Below are 16495 nucleotides of genomic sequence, written 5' to 3'. Positions count from 1 at the left end.
TGGGCAACGCCCGATGAGAAAAGGACCGCTTGGCGGTCCTTTTTTGTTTGTGGCGTGCTCGCTGCGTGACGTCAGAACAGGATGAACGCATCGTTTTCGACGTAGAACACGAACGCGTCGAACAACTGCGCCACGCTCGGTTCATCGACCTGGTCGTGCGCGTTGATCACGATGTCCTCGATCGTCGCGCTGTCCAGCGTCACTTGCCAGCCGGGCTGCCGGGCAATGGCGGGCACTGCTTCATCTTCAGCGTCTTTGGTGTCTTCGGAGAATGCACCCTCCGTGTCGAGCGTCCATGGCATCGCAGGTAGGTAGAGCCAACCGGAGAAATCGCCTGGGCGTTCAAGAATGTGTTTCAGCGACACGGCGGTCGCGAGGGTGGTCGACATGGGTATTGCGGTTGTATCGAAGTGAATGCAGCACGACTGCCGCATGATCGCGGCGGCCGCGCGTGATTATGCCAATTCCACGGCAGCACGATTGGACAGTTGCCGTCGCAGGTCAATCTGCTTGTTACCGGATGGCGGGTCGTGGTCTGCAAGGCCAACGATATGCGCGCCGTCTTCGAACGTCCAAGTCACGACCTTCGCAACGAATCCGGCATCCATTTTTTCGGTGCCTGACCGACGTTGCGCACATTCCATGCAACAGGCCGAATTCCGGCGCATTCAAGCTGCTAAGTCGGTTTCCCGAAATACACGATATCGCATGCGTCGATCCAGCCCGAGCATTCATCGGGCAGCGCGTCACGCCACATCCGGTTCGTGTCGATGCGACTGTCGGACGCGAACAGCACCACGTCTCGCATCGATGCAATGTCGATGGTCAATACGATCAGATTGCCAGCCCGCCCGGTAAATGCAGCGCGCCGGCAGGATCCGGGATCCTCGACATCATCGAAGAACACCACGCCGGACGCAGCGAGGTCAGCCTCTCGGCAATGCATGTATCCCAAGTCCGCGATCCGGACCGGGTGCGCCTGAAACGCAGCGGCAAGTGAATGGTAGTGAACCGTCGTCATGATCGGGATTGCCTCGATCCGCTCATGTCGAATCCCTGACCAGATCGAGGAAACCTCGCGGCGCGTACCGCCAGGGCCGAGCCGGTCACGCGGTCCTGTTCATATATTCGTCGAAGCACTTTTCGCAAACAGGGACAAGGCCGCCAAAGACAGAAGCATGCGCTTCTTCGAAATAAGCAACGACGGGCAACAGCATCGTGTGAGGCCCGTTGGATCGGGCCACTGAACGGGATTGGGCGTTTATTGATAGACGTTATGCGCTGCCTAAATAGCCGTAGGTAATTCCCTCCATGCGAACCCAATCGCACTTAAATGCAATCGACGCGCCCTCCTTGCAATTGATCGTTACCGAAGCAACATCGTCGGCGACATTCGGTATAAACGTCGCAACTATGTTGTCATGCCCCCACCCACTGATCGAGAGGTCGCAAACACCGATAAACGACAAGTTCAGATAGACAACGTCATAGTCTTTCGGCCATCGGTTCGGATGAGACAGTGGCTTCTGAGTGGTCATGAATTTCAATGACAGCCGAGGTTCGTCCCGCTTGAGTTGAATTTCGACGATTTCGGCGCCATCGAGCGGTGCGTTTCTCCCGTAAAATGCGGTGAGCGCTTGTGGATTCATGATCCGCTGTATCAGACTCATTTCTTGTTCCGGCAGTCGAAGTAAGAGTGATCGTCCATTCCCTGAATTTTTCCTGTTCGGGCGTTGTCTTCCGGACGCACCTTGTGATGTGACGGTTGATCGCCGACTCCCCCTTCTCCAAATACGTGGCCGGCAGAATGGTCTTGGATAACCACATTTTTACCACCAATCTGGTAAGTCAATTCCCGTGTCATGATGGACTTGTTGTTATCGCCAAGAAGCCAATCTCCACTGGAATTCGTCAACGGAACCATTTTCTGGCTAATCGGCTGCTGCGACAACGGGATGCCGAGCTGCCGACGAATATCTCTTAGGCTTGACCGGCGAGACTTTTTACATGGATCGCAAGGGCAACGGGCAAGGCCACGCGGGTCGATCCACTGCGTCGGATTGGGCGCGTATTGATAGACGTTTACGCCGCCCGCGAGCCCGATCGGGTCCTTGCTGATGAAGCGGCCGCTGTTCGGATCGTAATACCGATGTCGGTTATAAGCGAGCCCCGACTCCTCATCAACCTGCTGCCCCTGAAACCGCAGCGAATTCCTCGCCACGATTCCCGCAGCCTTCGAAGCCCGGGCAATCACCTCCCGCGCTTCCCCCCAAGCCTTGTACGACGCCTCCCACACCACATCCCCATAGTCGTCCGTGAGAAGCTGCGGCGTGCCGATCTGGTCACAGTGGTAATAGAACAGCTTTGCGCCAGCCCGCCGTTCCGGCACCTTCTGCAGCGGGTCTTCCTCCGGCACATACCGGTCGGTACTCTTCCACTCCGGCGTCTCGATCCCCTCGACCGGCTCGGCCACGTACTGCGCCAGCGGCACAAACGTGCCCGGCTCGTAGATATAGTGCGTGCCCCTCTCCCCATCGCTTTCATACGCCAACGCGTCGCCGTCCCACCCGAACACCGTGCGCTCGCCGTTCACCTCCTTCGCGATCCGGCGGCCGAACGCGTCGTAGAAATACCGCGACTGGCTCTGCCGCGACGCCTCGGCGACCCGCGCCGACCGCAGGCGATTGAATTCGTCCCACTCGTATTCCTGCTCGCCCGCCTGCGTGCGTTTGCGCACCAGGTTCCCGCGCGCGTCGTACTCGAAGTGCGTCCCCGCATAGGACTTCAACAGGTTGCCCAGCACCTTCGGCACGTCGACCGGCAGCGTGCTCTCCGCCCTCACCGGGCTCGGCCGCGACGCCGGCACCTCGCTCGCCCGCACCGGATCGACGATGTTGCTCGCCGGATCGAACGCAAACCGCTCCTTCGCGACCGGACTGATCGCCTCGATCAACCGGCCGACCGGATCGTAGCGATAGTCCGTCCCACCCTTGCGGCTGTCCTCGATGCGCGACAACTGCCCCGCCGCGTCGTAGCGATACCGACGCTCGACCAAAGGCGCAGGCGACGTCGACCGCTGAACCGTCTGCTGCAATACCCGCCCCGCCGGATCGTAGGTCGTGCGCTGCCCGACTTCGCTCGACAGCACCCGCACTGTTTCCCGGTGCAGGTCGTCACGCTCGAACTGCACGCGCTCCTCGCCGTCCAGCAGCATCCCGTGCACATGCCCCGAGCCATACATCAGCCAGTCGACCGAGTGGCCATCCGGTCGCACGGTCTTCCGCCGATTGCCGAGTTCGTCGTATTCGTGATGCCACACATAGCTGCGCCGCTCGCCGAACAGATCGTAGGCGTGATGCTCGCGCACCACATTGCCGACCGCATCGAAGAAGAACTGCACGCGGCTGTACCGATTCACCGCGTCAATCAACCGGCCGCTCGGGTCGTACGCAAATCGCTCCTCGCTCTCCCCCGCGACGCGCTTCAGCAGCCGGCCGTTCGCGTCGACGTCGATCGACGTCACGCAACCGGCCTCATCGACCGAAACGAGGCTGCCGCTGTCCGGATCGTATTGATAGCGCTTCGACTTCCCGTCGAAGCCGACTTCCTCGATCAGGCGCCCCGCCGGGTCGTAGCGAAACTGGTACGTCGCGAGGTTCGCATCGGTCAGCGCGCTCAGCCGGCCCAGGCGATCGTAGCGATACGCCAGCGTCTGCCCGAGCGCATCCGCGCGGCTCGCGATCCGGCCGGCGGCATCGTAGCTGTATCCGGTCGACCGGTTGAGCTGGTCGGTGTATCGCAACAGCCTCCCCTCGGCATCGTATTGCACCCGCTCGACGCCGGCGGGCGAACGCATCTCGGTCAACTGCCCGTTCGAACCATAGCCATAGGCAACCACGCCACCGGACGCGTCCTTTGATTCGACCACGCGGCCAACGTCGTCGTACCGCCACTCCGTCTTTTTTCCGGAGCAATCGGTATAGCTCGCCAATTGCCCCGCGTCGGTGTATTCGATCGACTTCGACCCGCCCTTGGCATCGGTGATTTTCACCGGCAGCCCCTGGCCGTTGTAGCCGTACTTCGTCGCGTGCTCGATCGGATCGATTTCCTCGACGAGGTTGCCCGCATCGTCGTACTTCCGCTGCCACGCATGCCCGTTCGGATCGACAAGGCGAACCATCTGGTCCTTGTCGTCGTATGCCATCTCGATGACGCTGCCGTCCGCGCGCTGATGCCGAACGAGGTTTCCGCGCGCATCGTATTCCCGGCGTTCGATGCTGCCGTCCTGACGGATATGCAGCACCAGATTGTGATGCGCATCGCGCCGGAACCACTCCTGATTGCCGTCCGGATAGACGATCCGGTACACGTAGCCGTGGATGTTGAAGTAGTACCGCGTCATCTGGCCCAGCGCATCGGTCACATAGGTCAGGCGGATGTTCGGGTTCCACGCGAGCCGGATATCGAGGCTGCCGTCGTCCGCGTATTCGCGGATGCACTTCGCGTCCGCATTGTTGTCGGCGTCCGCGCCGTCCCACTCCAGCGTCATGCCACGCCCCGTGCGATCGGTATAGCGCGTCACGAGGTGACGATGGTACTGATAGGTCCGGGCGTTGCGATGGCGATCGACCGCGCGCACGAGATCGCCTTCGCCGTCGTATTCGTAGCTCGCCAGCGCGCGGCGCCCGCCGTCCTTCAGCACCTGCTCGATCTGCACGATGCGACCGTGCCTGTCGTGCTCGAACGCGAGCACGTTGCCGCTCGCGTCGATCAGTCGCGCGAGGCGATCGAGCGTATCGTAGTCGAGCGTGATCGTGTTGCCAGCGCGGTCCTTCTGCATCGCGAGCCGGAATGCGTCGCCGCGGCGCTCGTACACGTGCAGCACGACGTGACCGTAGGCGATCGTTACCCACGTCTCGTCGAGACGCGACAGCGTCAGGTTCTCCGACAGGTCGTCGTGCACCGCGCCGACCGCGAGCGCCGGATAGTCGATGCTGCGCCCTTCCGCATCGCGATAGATCCACCGTCCGTTCTCGATATCGATCCGGGTCGTATACGGCGTAATCCAGCGCGCGCCCAGTTCGCCATCGTCATACGCGGCGAGCCGCGAACGATACGTACGCTCCCAGACGAGCGGCAGCGCGCCCGGCAACTCGAAATCCACGTGCGAGAACGTTTCGTCGCCGAACGCGAAATCGATCGAGGCCGGCGACGCACCCAGCCCGCATGCCTTGCATCCGCTCTTCCCCGGCCCCTCCGCCGGCGCCTGACCGTCGATCTTCTCGAGCCCTTCCTGCTCACGCGTCTTCCTCGCCTGGCTCTTCCCGCCCGGCTTGACGTCGGTACTCTGCTCGTGAAGCTTCGCGCGTGCCTTGACGCGCCCGACGGCCTCGATCAGTTGCAAAACCAGCCACATCATCTTGCCTTCTTCGCTGCCGGCCAGCGAACGGATCGACGTCGCGATCTTCGGCGCCTCCGTGCGCAGGAAGGTCACCGTGCCGCGAAACGGCTCGAGCCAGACATCCGGCGCGAGTTTCGCCATCGTGCCCGCCGTCTTGTTCGCAACCTTCTTGCCGAGCGCCTTGGTGCCCTCGTAAGCGAACTGGATGCCGTCGCTCACGCGACTCGGGCTGTACCATGGCCGGTGGTCCGCCATCTTCTTCGCGAGCGCTTGCTGGCGTTTCAGATTGGCGTTGGCATCGAAGAGCTGCCCGTGCAGCGCCTTGTCCATGCCGGTCGCCAGCGCAAGCATCAGCTCCTCGCACTTCGACGCGCATCCGTTGAGCAGTTCGACGAGGCCGGTCTTCAGCTTGTTGAGAAAATCCTCGATCTCGGTCGCGCACGTCGCGTTGATGTGCGTGACCAGCACGGAAATGAGCGCCGCGCCGAGGTTGTTGCGCGTCATCAGCAGTTCGTGGCGAACGAGCGCGAGCAGCGGGCGCGCCGACATCCGGAACGGCGCGAGCGTCGGCGGAATCGGAATGATGCCGAGCAGGTTGATCGCGAGGCTCATGTAGTCGAGCACCTGGCCGCCGCGCTTCTCGATGATTTCGGCGATATCGCCGAGCGCATCGACCATCGCCATGATGTTGCCGACGATCGGCACCGCGCCGGCAACCGTCTTCACGTCCTCGAACGTGACGTGATTGCCGCTGATCTTGCGCAGCCACGCGTCGAAGCGGTTGCCGACCACCGCGACGTCCTTCGGCGAAACGTCGCTGAGCCAGGTAACGGCCGGTTCCTTCTCTGCGCCCGGTGGAAGTTGTTGTGCCATGTCGTTCTTCGTTCAATTCGTTTTTTTCAAGACGGCTGACAAGCCACCGCCCTCTCAGGATTTCAGCGGCCCGCCAAACCCGCTCGTCGGCAGCTTCATGCCGGGCGCACCCGCAGCCGATGCGACCGTCGCCGCACCCTTGCCCGCGATCCCGGTAACACCTGGCAACGCGCCGGACGCGGCCTTGGTAACCGGCGCAGCCAAGGCCGCAAGCCCGCCTTGCCGTGCCGCCTGCACCATCCCCGCTACCTGCTTCGCGGCACCGGCCAGGCTCGAAGCCGTCTGCAACGCCGAGACTGCGCCCGCGCCGCCCAGCGCGCCTGCCGCAGCCGGCAACGCGGAACTCGCCAGACCGCCCAACGCAGCACTTGCACCGCCGCCGCTCGCGAGGCCCATGGCGGCCGTCGTCGCAGCGGGGGCCATCCCTTGCAACTGGCTGGCAAGCTGCCCCGTTGCCGCTGCCTGAGCCGCTTCCGGCGACGGTTCGACCGGCTCCGCCGGCCATTTCGCCTGCTTGAAATAGTTCGCCGGTTGGTCCGATTCGCGCGGATCCTTCCCGAACTCGACACGTACCGAGCCCGGCGGCAGCCCGCTCACGACCGTGTAGCCGCTGTTGTCGAGCGCCCCCTTCTTCAGCACGGCACCGTTCACGTCTTTCACCGTGAACAGCCCGCCCTTCACCGCCTCGCCGTTCACGTACTTGTGAAACAACTCCAACTGCCCCGGCTGATCCGGCCGCGGGCTCGGCAGCGGATACCCCATGCTCGCCGGCCCCGCGAACGTATGCGACGCACCCTTCACATCGACCGCGCCCGGCGTATGAATCTCGATGTTCCCGCCTTGAATGCGGATGTACCCGCCGCCGCTCGTCAGCAGGATCCCCTGATCGGCCGCGATCTCGATCCGGTCGGTTGCCGACACGACCTTCACCGCCTTCTGCGCGGTCACCTCGATGTTGTCCGACTGCGCCTGGATCTCCACCTTGCCCTTGCCCGCGAACAGCCTCATCCCCGCGTTCTGCACGAACAGGCTCAGCTTCTGCCCGATGCTGCCGATCAGCGACTTGCCCGCCGCCACGTGCACGCTCTGCCCGCTCGCCACGTTCACGTGATCGTTCGCGACCACATGCACCGACTGTTGCGTCGACATCCCGATTCCCGACGGGCTGCCGAACAGCATCACCGGCTCCTTGAACGCGTTCGCGTTACCCGTGCCGCCGCCTGCCGTGCGCCCGCCGGACGCGCTGCCCGACGCGCTGTCCTGCGTCGCATCCGTGAACGCGCGCATCGTGTCCTGCGCATCCTTCAGGCTTTCCGCCTGATGCTGCTCGCTCACGCCCGACATCGCCTCGATGAGGCTCTCGCCCGTCACGAGCTGCTGCTGCGCCTCCTTCACGTCGAGCGGCTGGCTGTTCGCCGCCTTCGGGTGTGTAGTCACGTACAGGCCCTGGCTCGCCCGCACCGCGCCATACGCATCCGATCGCAGATCGAACCCGCTGCCGAGATACGATCCGCGCGAATTGCCGTTCTGGTCGATGATGTAGCCCAGGTGCAGCAGGCTGTTCGCGCTGCTGCTCATCAGCTGCACGCGGTTCTGCCCGGTCGCGTCGTCCATCACGAGCTGGTTGTAGCCGCCGCCCGAATACTCCTTCGACCGATACCCGGACAGGATCCCGTCGCTATGCCACTGCGGCTGGTTCGCGCCGTTGTACACGCGCCCGACGGCCAGCGGCCGATCACAGTCGCCGCCGACGTAGTCGATCAGCACTTCCTCGCCGATGCGCGGCACGTGCACGCCGCCATAGCCGCCGCCCGTATCCGACTGCACGACGCGCACCCAGCACGACGCGTTCTCGTCGCCCGGATTCAACCGGTCCCACACGAACTGCACACGGATCCGGTTCAACGAGTCGGTGTAGACCTCTTCGCCCTGCGGCCCGACGACGATCGCCGTCTCGAGATGCATCTCCGGTTTTTTATGCTCGAACGGGCTGCGATACGGCACGCTCACGCGCTGCGCTTCGACCTCGACGAGATAGAAGCCGACCGAGCCGTCGTCGTGCGGCACGCGAAACGCGGGGTCGGCACCGTAGCCCTCCTGCGCTTGCGTCAACGCTTCGCGCAGGCTGTGCGGAAAATTCGCGCTGCTGCCCGCAACGGGCAGGTTGTTCTCGATCCACCATTCGACGCCGATCGCCGCGAATTCGCGCTGGTCGGCCGGATCGCGATCGTGCTCGGGATGGTCCGCCAGCGTGAAGCGTCGGCCGGCATCGATCGCACGCACGCCGCCCGCGCCATGGAAGCGCTTTGCCTGCGACTCCCATTCCTCCATCCTGACCTTCGTCAGATGGTCGCCGCGCGTCTGGTCCAGATACGTATAGGCGCCCGTGTACTCGTACACCTCGAGCTGATCGGGCAACTCGCCCTGACCGGCCATCGTCGGCAGCGACGTCCCTTTCGGGTTCGACGGCTGCGCGGGATTCTTGTAGTCGAACGTGCGCGTCGATCGCGTGACGCTCTGCAGCGTGCGCGTGCCCGACCATTGCGTGAACGCATCGGCTTCGCTCGCCGCACCGCCACGATAGAAGCGCACGGTCTGCGGCGACAGCGGCGCGAACGCCTGCAAGTTATCGGTAATCACGAGCGTGTGCGACTTGCCGTCGTCGGCCTGCTGCCACGCGCAGTAGAGCCCCTCGTCCTCCATCAGCCGATGCACGAAATGCCAGTCGGTGTCGTGCTGGCGCGTGTACGAGCGATTCGGCAACGGCTTCGACAGCGCAAAGCGGAAATGGCCCTTCGCCTGCGGATGCTGGTTCAGCACGTCGCTGATGATCTGGTCGACGGTCGTGTCGTTCCAGAGCCGCTGATCGCGACGGAATTTCAGGAAGTGGGTGAAATCGGCGAACGCGAGCTGATAGGTCGTGAGCCCGCCGTCGGCGCCGAGCCGGCGCGCTGTATGCACGTACCCGTTGATCGGCCGGTAACGGAGATCGCCCTGCTGGATCCACAACGTGACGGGCCGTGCGATCAGCTTTTTAAGTTCCACATCACTGTCGGTCGACAGCACGTCCAGCGTGAACTCGTACGCGCGCCCGATACGTGAGCGGCCGACTGCCCGCTGAACGGTCAGGACGTTGGCCCCCAATGGCGTATCGAGCTTCAGCAACCGATCCTGCTGAAGCAACCCGCCGCGCAATGCGGCGATTGTGTTCTGCATGTTCATGGCTACGGCCTTTTCTTCTTTTGACGCGCCCTCGGATGGCGCAGTGTTCGATTTCTCCCGCGAGATTTTACAGAGAAATTACGGCACGATTTTGAAAAATGACCTGATTTAAAAGAACATTTTCTCGACAATCGAAACCAGTCCGCGCGGGCTGGGCAGGCCGGTTGCGCGCCGCCAACCGGCACATGGCGATCCCGTCTGCGGTTTGTCGTCTCCAGCGCCTCCCGTGAAATCGCTTTCAATCAGGGCCAATTCGACTTCCTGCGCGGCGCGGTTGCGAGTAGTGTCTACCTGCCCGTATTGCGGCCCGCCGCGCCCGAGCGGCGCCCGGCGCTCACCACACCACGCTGACCACTGGAGATCTGCAATGAAACGTTCGAAGTTCCTGCTGTCGGGCCTGCTGCTCGCGTCGGCCCTCGGCTTCACGGCCGTCGCCGCGCACGCGGACGACCTGCTCGATTCGGTCAAGAAAGCCGGCGTGCTGCGCGTCGGCCTCGAAGGCACGTATCCGCCGTTCAACTCGCGCGGCACGTCGGGCCAGCTCGAGGGTTTCGACGTCGATGTCGCGAACGCCGTCGCCGGCAAGCTCGGCGTGAAGACGCAGTTCATCCCGACCGAATGGAGCGGCATCATCGCGGGCCTGCAGGCCGGCAAGTTCGACGTGATCGTCAACCAGGTCACGATCACGCCGCAGCGCAAGGAAGCGCTCGACTTCAGCGAGCCGTACACGTACTCGGCCGCGCAGCTGATCCAGCGCAAGGACGACACGCGCAACTTCAAGTCGCTCGACGACTTCAAGGGCAAGAAGCTCGGCGTGACGCTCGGTACCAACTATGACCAGATGGCGCGCACCGTGCCGGGCATCGAGGTGCAGACGTATCCGGGCGCGCCGGAGAAGCTGCGCGACCTCGCCGCGGGCCGGATCGAGGCGACGCTCGACGACCGCCTGATGCTGCCGTACATGATCAAGACGTCGAACCTGCCGCTACGCGCGGGCGCGGTGCTGAACGGCGGCAAGCAGGAAATGGCGATCCCGTTCCGCAAGGGCAACCCGAAGTTCGAGAAGGCGATCAACGACGCGCTCGATTCGCTGCGCAAGGACGGCACGCTGAAGAAGATTTCGATGCACTGGTTCGGCAGCGACGTGACCGTGCCGGTCGCGCAGTAAGCGGCTCGGCGCTTCAACGCGTCACGTTCTTCGTCTCGATGAAGGCGTGACGCGCCCCTTCAGGCCGCTTGGTCGAAGCGCGCCAGCAGCATCCGGCCGATCGGTGTCAGCGCCGGGCGCGCGGCCACGGCGTTCAGGCGCACCTGCGTATCGTCCACCAGCCGCTTCTCGACCAGCACGGCGAACGCGGGATTCGACGGATCGACGCTGTCCGGCCCACGCGCGATGCGCAACAGCATCGAGAATTCATGCGGACTCAGCATGGTCTCTGTCTCCTGATCGTCCGCGATCCGGTTCGAACCGTCGTCGATCGTATTTTCGAATGAAATGGCGCGATGCGTGACTACCGCGCCGCCGGGAGCGAGATCCCGGTCGGGCCGCCTGCGACGCGGGCACGTCGTCGCGAGCGAATTGCGCACGTTCCCGGTCCGGCGGTGTCGCCGCGACGGGAACGTGCAACGTTATGAGCGCACCGTGACGTGACCGTGACAGGAGAACGGGGTGCGGAAGAGCGCTCGTTACACACGATTTCGGTTCAATACCCTTGCGATCGACGAAGACGGACCGCATCGCATGCCTGGCCGTCAGTTGCCCCGTCCGCCGGCTGTTGCGCCCCCTTCATCGCGAATCGACCGAATACGGGAAGCCCGCACGCCCCGATCCGCTCGCATGGCGCATGCAGCGCACGACCACGTTCACCGCGCGCCCGAGTGTCATCCCGACGAGCACGCCCCATACCGCGAACGACAGCATCACGAAGCCGCTCGTCGCCGCCCACGGCGCGTGCACGGCGACCGCGTAATGGATGCCGGTTTCGGCGACGAACGTCAGCATCAGCGTGACGAGCAGGCTCGCGTCGCCAGGCAGGCGCACACGCAAGCCCGACGAGGCCGGACGGTACTCGAGCTGCCACCGGCCCGCGTGCAGCCAGCCCAGCGTCGCGCCGCCCAGGACGGCCGCCAGCGCGATCGCATTCGCGTCGACACCCGCATGCGGAAAGAGTCCGTTCAGGCTGGCGATGCCGAGCATCCCGAACGCGACCGGCGAGATCAGCGGTCGTGCCGCCGGCACCTCGCGCGGAAAACAGCGCTTGATGCCGATATAGAGCAGCACGCAGAACATGACGTAGACGTAAGGCTTCAGGTGAAAGATCGCGGACATGGTCGGGCTCGCCTGATCGGAGTGGACACGGCAACACCTTACTGCTGGGTCCCGGCAGGCGGCACGGCTTGCGACGGGACGCCGGAATTCGCGGACGAATTGCGCATCGAGGCGACGATCGCTCGGCGGATCGGGGAGATCGATGCACCCATGAGTCCGGCCGCAGGCGACTGCTGCACCGAAAGAGCCGCCTTCAACCGGCCGCTCGGCGCGTCGTGCTCGACGCGCAACCTGCAATGCCCCGTGTCCATCCGCAGCCCCTTCCACTACACTCGTGACGGAGACCGGCCAACCGTCGGCAACCGAAGCGCTTCGTCGAAGCCGCGTGCGGTTCGTCGCAACGCGCACGCTGTCGGCCCGACCGGCAGTAAGGTCAGGCCATCGGCGCATCGCGCGCCCATACCCTCCCCCGACACCATGCGAGCCACGTCCGACCCTTCGCCGATTCCACCGCCACCCGCCGGTACCTCGCCGCGGCTGTTGCGCGATCCGGCCGCGTTGCTCGCGTTCGCGTGCTTCAACTCGGTCGTCGGCCTGGGTTTCTGGGCGCTCCATTTCCAGGAACCGCTGCTGTCCTACCTCGTCGTCTCCAACGCGATCGGTTTCTGCGCGCTGCTGTTCAGCTATGCCGCCGACCGGCTGTTGCCGCGCAAGCCGGGGCTCGTGCTGAAAGCCATCGTGATCGCACCGGCCAGCGTGCTCATCGGCTTCGAGATCTCGGCGACGATCGTCGGCGGAAACGTGCCGCACGTGTTCGGACGCGCCCGCATCGGCACGTGGGACAACTACGGGCCGTCGTTTCTCATCTCGGCGATCCTGTTCGTGTGCGTGTCGCTGTTCCTGCAGTCCATGCGCATGCGTGCGACGCTCGAGACCGAGCGCCGCGAAGCCGCCGAAGCGCGCCAGGCCGAGACGGCCGCGCGCCTGGCGCTGCTGCAGGCGCAGATCGAGCCGCACTTCCTGTTCAATACGCTCGCGAACGTGCAGAGCCTGATCGAGCGCGATCCGGCTCGCGCGTCGACGATGCTCGACAGCCTGAACCGCTACCTGCGTGCGAGCCTGCGACGCACGCGCGATGCGACGTCGACGCTCGGTGAAGAACTCGAGCTCGTCGACGCGTTGCTGAAGATCGCGTCGATCCGGCTCGGCGAGCGGCTTTCGTATGCGATCGACGTGCCGACGGATCTGCACGCGCTGCCGTTCTCGCCGCTGCTGCTGCAGCCGCTCGTCGAGAATGCGCTGCTGCACGGGATCGAGCCGTCGATCGACGGCGGCGTGATCGTGATTCGCGGCAGGATGCGCGGCGAAAGCCTCGAACTGAACGTGATCGATACGGGCGTCGGGCTCGGCAAAGGCGACACGCGCCTGCATGGCGGCGTCGGGCTCGCCAACGTCGCCGCGCGCATCCGGACGCTGCACGGCGAGCGCGGCCGCGTCTGCGTCGAAACGAACGCCGCCGCCGCACATGGTGTCACCGCAACCCTGCTGATTCCGATCGACTGACATGCCGACTGCCCTCATTGCCGACGATGAACCGAACCTGTCCGCGTCGCTCGCGCAGCGGCTGGGCCAGCTTTGGCCCGAACTGGAGATCGTCGCGATGCCACGCAACGGCGTCGAAACGCTGGCCGTGCTGAACGCGTCGCCGCGCCCGGACATCGCGTTTCTCGACATCCGCATGCCCGGCATCGACGGGTTGAAGCTCGCTGCGCTGGCGCCCGACGTGCATGTCGTGTTCGTCACGGCCTACGACGAATATGCGGTCGACGCGTTCGATCGGGCAGCGGTCGACTACCTGCTGAAGCCGGTAACGGACGAGCGTCTGCTGCGCTGTATCGCGAAGCTGCAGCGCGGCGGGCCTGCGCCCGCGCAAGCCGATGCGCTCGCGCAGGCGGCGCAAGCGAGCGAGGCGGCACCGATCCGCTGGCTGACGGTTGGTGTGAAAGATGCGACGCGGCTCGTCTCGGTCGACGACGTGCTGTATTTCCAGGCGTCGGAGAAGTACACGGAAATCGTCACGGCCGGTGAACGGCTCGTGATTCGCACGCCGTTGAAGGAGTTGATGCAGCGGCTCGATCCGGAACGGTTCGCGCAGGTGCATCGCGGTGTGATCGTTGCGTACGCAGCGATCGATCGTGTCGAGCGCGATCTGCTGGGAAGGTTGCGGATTCGCGTGCACGGGCAACTGGAGATGCTGCCGGTGAGTCGTGCGTATGCGGGGTTGTTCAGGCAGATGTGATGCTATCTGCCGCCATGCCGCTTACCCGACAGATGCGGCACGGCACGATTCCGTGCGGCGGCGCGCAATTCAATTGCAGGCGTCGAGTCCGAGCACGCCCGTTCGCAGCATCACACGTCCCTTGTCCTTGATGAACGACAGACTGTATGCCCGGATTCGTTGCCCGGAGACGCACTCGGCACGACTCAGATCGATCGAATAATTGAACTCGGAAACACACTGCCCGACAGGGAGCGTCGGAGACGTACGTACCGCATCCGGACTGTGATCGTGCCCGGGATAGGCGAGGCGTAGGCCGCGAAACCGTCCGGCGATGGAAATGTCGCCCAGAAGTCGCGGTCCATCTGCCTGACCTCGGCTGGCGTCAGGCAGTCTTGTGCGAGCGGCCGGGAAAATGCGGCGGCACTGCCGCCGGCCAGCACCGAAACCAGGACGGTGACGCACCATGTCTTAACGATCTGCATTTTTCTTTTTCTGGGCAAAGGTAATGTGAAACGCGTTGTTGAGGTCTTTCGGCGTGCTCTTTTTCGAGCTCGATGCCCTTGGCCAGGCGATCCTGTGCAAAATGCGCGCTGGTCGGCGTGGGAAACAAGTATGTTAGACAGCGGTTATGAGCGACGCTCGTACCTGAAGGGAAATCGCAGACGGCCAGGACTTTCGCGTTGCCGCTTTGGAAATTTGTCAGCCGTATTGGCCGCCATTTAGGCGGGGTGACCGTATGTGGCGACAGGGAAACGGCAGTTCACTCGAACGGCAACTCGACCGCAGAAACGACGAAGGGCCGGGAGGAAAACCTCCCGGCCCTTCGTTCAATATGGTGCGGCTGCAGGACTCGAACCCGCCACCCGATGATTACAAATCATCAAGACGCGACATTTATCGGCGTTGACCAAAGAGCCACGAATTCCATGAAGCCCATAAAACATAAGGCTACCGCGGAAATTAGTCACCTTCTGACGTTGACATAGGTTACCTCAAAGTCACAGAATCGGGTTACACACCGGTTACACGGAATGTCCATGTAACCCTCACCGAGGGCAGTAACTGTGGCGAAGGTCAATTTCACGGCAGGACGCATAGAAGCGCATAAGTGCCCTGCCGGCAAATCGCAGGCATTCATCTGGGACAGCAAGGCTCCCGGTCTCGGCTTGCGTGCAACCAAGACAGGGGCGAAGGCCTACATCTTCCAGGCGAAGCTCAACGGGGAGGCCATCCGAGTCACGATAGGCGACCCCAGAAGCTGGAACATCGACCAGGCACAGGAGGAAGCCCGCCGCCTGCAGCGCCTCGTCGACGAAGGCACCGACCCGCGCGAACACGCTGCCGAGCAGCGTGCCGCCGTGGCTACGCGAAGGGCCGAAGCCGAGCGCCAAAACGTGACATTTGCCGACGCATGGGCTGCCTACCTGATCGAGCTTGAAGCGAAACCTTCTCCGAAAACGAAGCGCCCGCGCAGCGCACAGTACATCGAGGACCACCGCAAATTGGCCGCACCCGGCGGCGAGAAAAAGAAGCGCGGAAAGGGCCTGACCAGCCAAGGCCCACTGTATCCGCTCATGCCGCTGAAACTGCCCGACATAACTGGCGACACGATCGCCAGCTGGATGGAAGGCGAGGTTACCGAACGCCCAACCAGCATCGCGTACGCCTACCGCATGTTCAAGGCTTTTGCTGGTTGGTGTGAGGGGCAAACCAAATTCAAGGGATTGTTGCCGGGCGACTGCTATTCGTCTCCCAAGGTCACTGCCCTGCTGCCCAGTACGAAAACGCCCGAAGGCGACTGCTTGGAGCGCGAGCAATTGCCGGCATGGTTTAAGGCGGTGCGCGGGCTACCCAACCCCGTAGTGTCCGCTTACCTGCAAGGGGTTCTTATTACCGGCCCACGCCGCGAAGAACTAGCCGAACTGCGGTGGGAAAACGTTGATTTGCGTTGGAACAAGATAAAGCTGCGCGACAAGATTGAAGGCGCCCGTATCATCCCACTGACGCCCTATTTCCGATCGCTCCTGCTCGAACTGAAGCGTATCAATGAAACACCGCCGAGCGTCGCGCAGATGCGGACCATGACAGCAACAGGCACGTCCTGGCAACCGTCGCCATGGGTGTTCCCGAGCAGCGCGTCGGAAAGCGGCCACATCGAGGAACCGCGCTATGCCCATGGGACCGCCATCGAACAAGCGGGCCTCCCCCATGTGACGCTGCAGGGCTTGCGCCGCTCGTTTGGCACGCTGGCGGAGTGGCTGGAAATTCCCGCCGGGGTTGTGGCCCAGATTCAGGGACACAAGCCCAGCGCACTGGCCGAGAAGCACTACCGCCGCCGACCGCTCGACTTGCTACGCCAGTGGCACGCCCGTTTCGAGGCGTGGATGCTGGAGCAAGCTCAAATCAAGTTTGAACCACCAGAAGGTTAGAAACGGCGCCCCGGTACACC

The 16495-nt window shown here is 63.6% G+C and carries 12 protein-coding genes and 1 tRNA gene; 4 read left to right on the top strand and 9 right to left on the bottom strand.

From position 1 onward, the window contains the following. Positions 1 to 71: 71 nt before the first annotated feature. The 5 genes from HWX36_RS31105 to HWX36_RS31085 all read right to left on the bottom strand — a co-directional run bounded on the left by HWX36_RS31105 (position 72) and on the right by HWX36_RS31085 (position 9496). A complete protein-coding gene (locus HWX36_RS31105) occupies positions 72 to 389 on the bottom strand; it encodes a hypothetical protein (RefSeq protein ID WP_175957665.1) in 318 nt (105 codons plus the stop codon). A 287-nt stretch (positions 390 to 676) separates the two neighbouring features. After that, positions 677 to 1021, bottom strand: a complete 345-nt coding sequence (locus HWX36_RS31100; protein ID WP_175957664.1) for a hypothetical protein — start codon at positions 1019 to 1021, stop codon at positions 677 to 679. 253 nt (positions 1022 to 1274) lie between these two features. After that, positions 1275 to 1670 (bottom strand): immunity 50 family protein, encoded by a 396-nt coding sequence (locus HWX36_RS31095; RefSeq protein ID WP_175957663.1) that lies wholly within the window; start codon positions 1668 to 1670, stop codon positions 1275 to 1277. Continuing rightward, a complete protein-coding gene (locus HWX36_RS31090) occupies positions 1667 to 6274 on the bottom strand; it encodes an RHS repeat-associated core domain-containing protein (protein ID WP_175957662.1) in 4608 nt (1535 codons plus the stop codon). The genes HWX36_RS31095 and HWX36_RS31090 overlap by 4 nt, the downstream gene beginning before the upstream one ends. A gap of 54 nt (positions 6275 to 6328) precedes the next feature. Further along, complete coding sequence (locus HWX36_RS31085) at positions 6329 to 9496, bottom strand: type VI secretion system Vgr family protein (RefSeq protein ID WP_175957661.1); 3168 nt, start codon at positions 9494 to 9496, stop codon at positions 6329 to 6331. A 367-nt stretch (positions 9497 to 9863) separates the two neighbouring features. Between HWX36_RS31085 and HWX36_RS31080 the strand changes: the two genes are divergently transcribed. Continuing rightward, positions 9864 to 10664, top strand: coding sequence for a transporter substrate-binding domain-containing protein (locus HWX36_RS31080; RefSeq protein ID WP_011350749.1), 801 nt, complete (start codon positions 9864 to 9866; stop codon positions 10662 to 10664). 59 nt (positions 10665 to 10723) lie between these two features. Here the strand turns inward: HWX36_RS31080 and HWX36_RS31075 are convergent, their stop codons facing one another. After that, the gene (locus HWX36_RS31075; RefSeq protein ID WP_175957660.1) at positions 10724 to 10927 is read right to left on the bottom strand and encodes a hypothetical protein; all 204 of its coding nucleotides are present in this window, start codon (positions 10925 to 10927) and stop codon (positions 10724 to 10726) included. A gap of 355 nt (positions 10928 to 11282) precedes the next feature. After that, complete coding sequence (locus tag HWX36_RS31070) at positions 11283 to 11825, bottom strand: hypothetical protein (RefSeq protein ID WP_175957659.1); 543 nt, start codon at positions 11823 to 11825, stop codon at positions 11283 to 11285. 417 nt (positions 11826 to 12242) lie between these two features. On the opposite strand from HWX36_RS31070, the gene HWX36_RS31065 reads away from it, so the two are divergent. Both HWX36_RS31065 and HWX36_RS31060 read left to right on the top strand, forming a co-directional pair. Then, entirely contained in the window at positions 12243 to 13328 is a 1086-nt protein-coding gene (locus tag HWX36_RS31065; protein ID WP_175957658.1) for a histidine kinase, read from the top strand. 1 nt (position 13329) lies between these two features. Continuing rightward, positions 13330 to 14064 carry a LytTR family DNA-binding domain-containing protein gene (locus tag HWX36_RS31060; RefSeq protein WP_175957657.1) on the top strand — a complete coding sequence of 245 codons (735 nt, stop codon included), beginning with the start codon at positions 13330 to 13332 and terminating at the stop codon, positions 14062 to 14064. Positions 14065 to 14249: 185 nt separating this feature from the next. Here HWX36_RS31060 and HWX36_RS31055 read toward each other — a convergent pair whose 3' ends face one another. Together HWX36_RS31055 and HWX36_RS31050 are read right to left on the bottom strand one after the other, a co-directional pair. Then, a complete protein-coding gene (locus tag HWX36_RS31055; protein ID WP_244136579.1) occupies positions 14250 to 14528 on the bottom strand; it encodes a hypothetical protein in 279 nt (92 codons plus the stop codon). 351 nt (positions 14529 to 14879) lie between these two features. Continuing rightward, a tRNA-Thr gene (locus HWX36_RS31050) sits at positions 14880 to 14965 on the bottom strand. A gap of 145 nt (positions 14966 to 15110) precedes the next feature. Between HWX36_RS31050 and HWX36_RS31045 the strand changes: the two genes are divergently transcribed. Continuing rightward, on the top strand, positions 15111 to 16475 hold the full coding sequence (locus tag HWX36_RS31045; protein ID WP_175957656.1) for an integrase family protein: 1365 nt from the start codon (positions 15111 to 15113) through the stop codon (positions 16473 to 16475). Positions 16476 to 16495: the final 20 nt, after the last annotated feature.

The sequence above is a fragment of the Burkholderia sp. BCC0405 genome, from assembly GCF_902833075.1.
In the GTDB taxonomy this organism is placed as follows: Bacteria; Pseudomonadota; Gammaproteobacteria; order Burkholderiales; family Burkholderiaceae; genus Burkholderia.
This window is presented reverse-complemented; position numbering and strand designations above follow the sequence as displayed.

Excerpts from the sequence above, each read along its gene's own strand:
- HWX36_RS31075 (WP_175957660.1), bottom strand. The coding sequence starts at position 10,927 with ATGCTGAGTCCGCATGAATTCTCGATGCTGTTGCGCATCGCGCGTGGG.
- HWX36_RS31090 (WP_175957662.1), bottom strand. The coding sequence starts at position 6,274 with ATGGCACAACAACTTCCACCGGGCGCAGAGAAGGAACCGGCCGTTACC.
- HWX36_RS31065 (WP_175957658.1), top strand. The coding sequence starts at position 12,243 with ATGCGAGCCACGTCCGACCCTTCGCCGATTCCACCGCCACCCGCCGGT.
- HWX36_RS31060 (WP_175957657.1), top strand. The coding sequence starts at position 13,330 with ATGCCGACTGCCCTCATTGCCGACGATGAACCGAACCTGTCCGCGTCG.
- HWX36_RS31095 (WP_175957663.1), bottom strand. The coding sequence starts at position 1,670 with ATGAGTCTGATACAGCGGATCATGAATCCACAAGCGCTCACCGCATTT.
- HWX36_RS31055 (WP_244136579.1), bottom strand. The coding sequence starts at position 14,528 with ATGCAGATCGTTAAGACATGGTGCGTCACCGTCCTGGTTTCGGTGCTG.
- HWX36_RS31070 (WP_175957659.1), bottom strand. The coding sequence starts at position 11,825 with ATGTCCGCGATCTTTCACCTGAAGCCTTACGTCTACGTCATGTTCTGC.
- HWX36_RS31085 (WP_175957661.1), bottom strand. The coding sequence starts at position 9,496 with ATGAACATGCAGAACACAATCGCCGCATTGCGCGGCGGGTTGCTTCAG.
- HWX36_RS31105 (WP_175957665.1), bottom strand. The coding sequence starts at position 389 with ATGTCGACCACCCTCGCGACCGCCGTGTCGCTGAAACACATTCTTGAA.
- HWX36_RS31100 (WP_175957664.1), bottom strand. The coding sequence starts at position 1,021 with ATGACGACGGTTCACTACCATTCACTTGCCGCTGCGTTTCAGGCGCAC.
- HWX36_RS31080 (WP_011350749.1), top strand. The coding sequence starts at position 9,864 with ATGAAACGTTCGAAGTTCCTGCTGTCGGGCCTGCTGCTCGCGTCGGCC.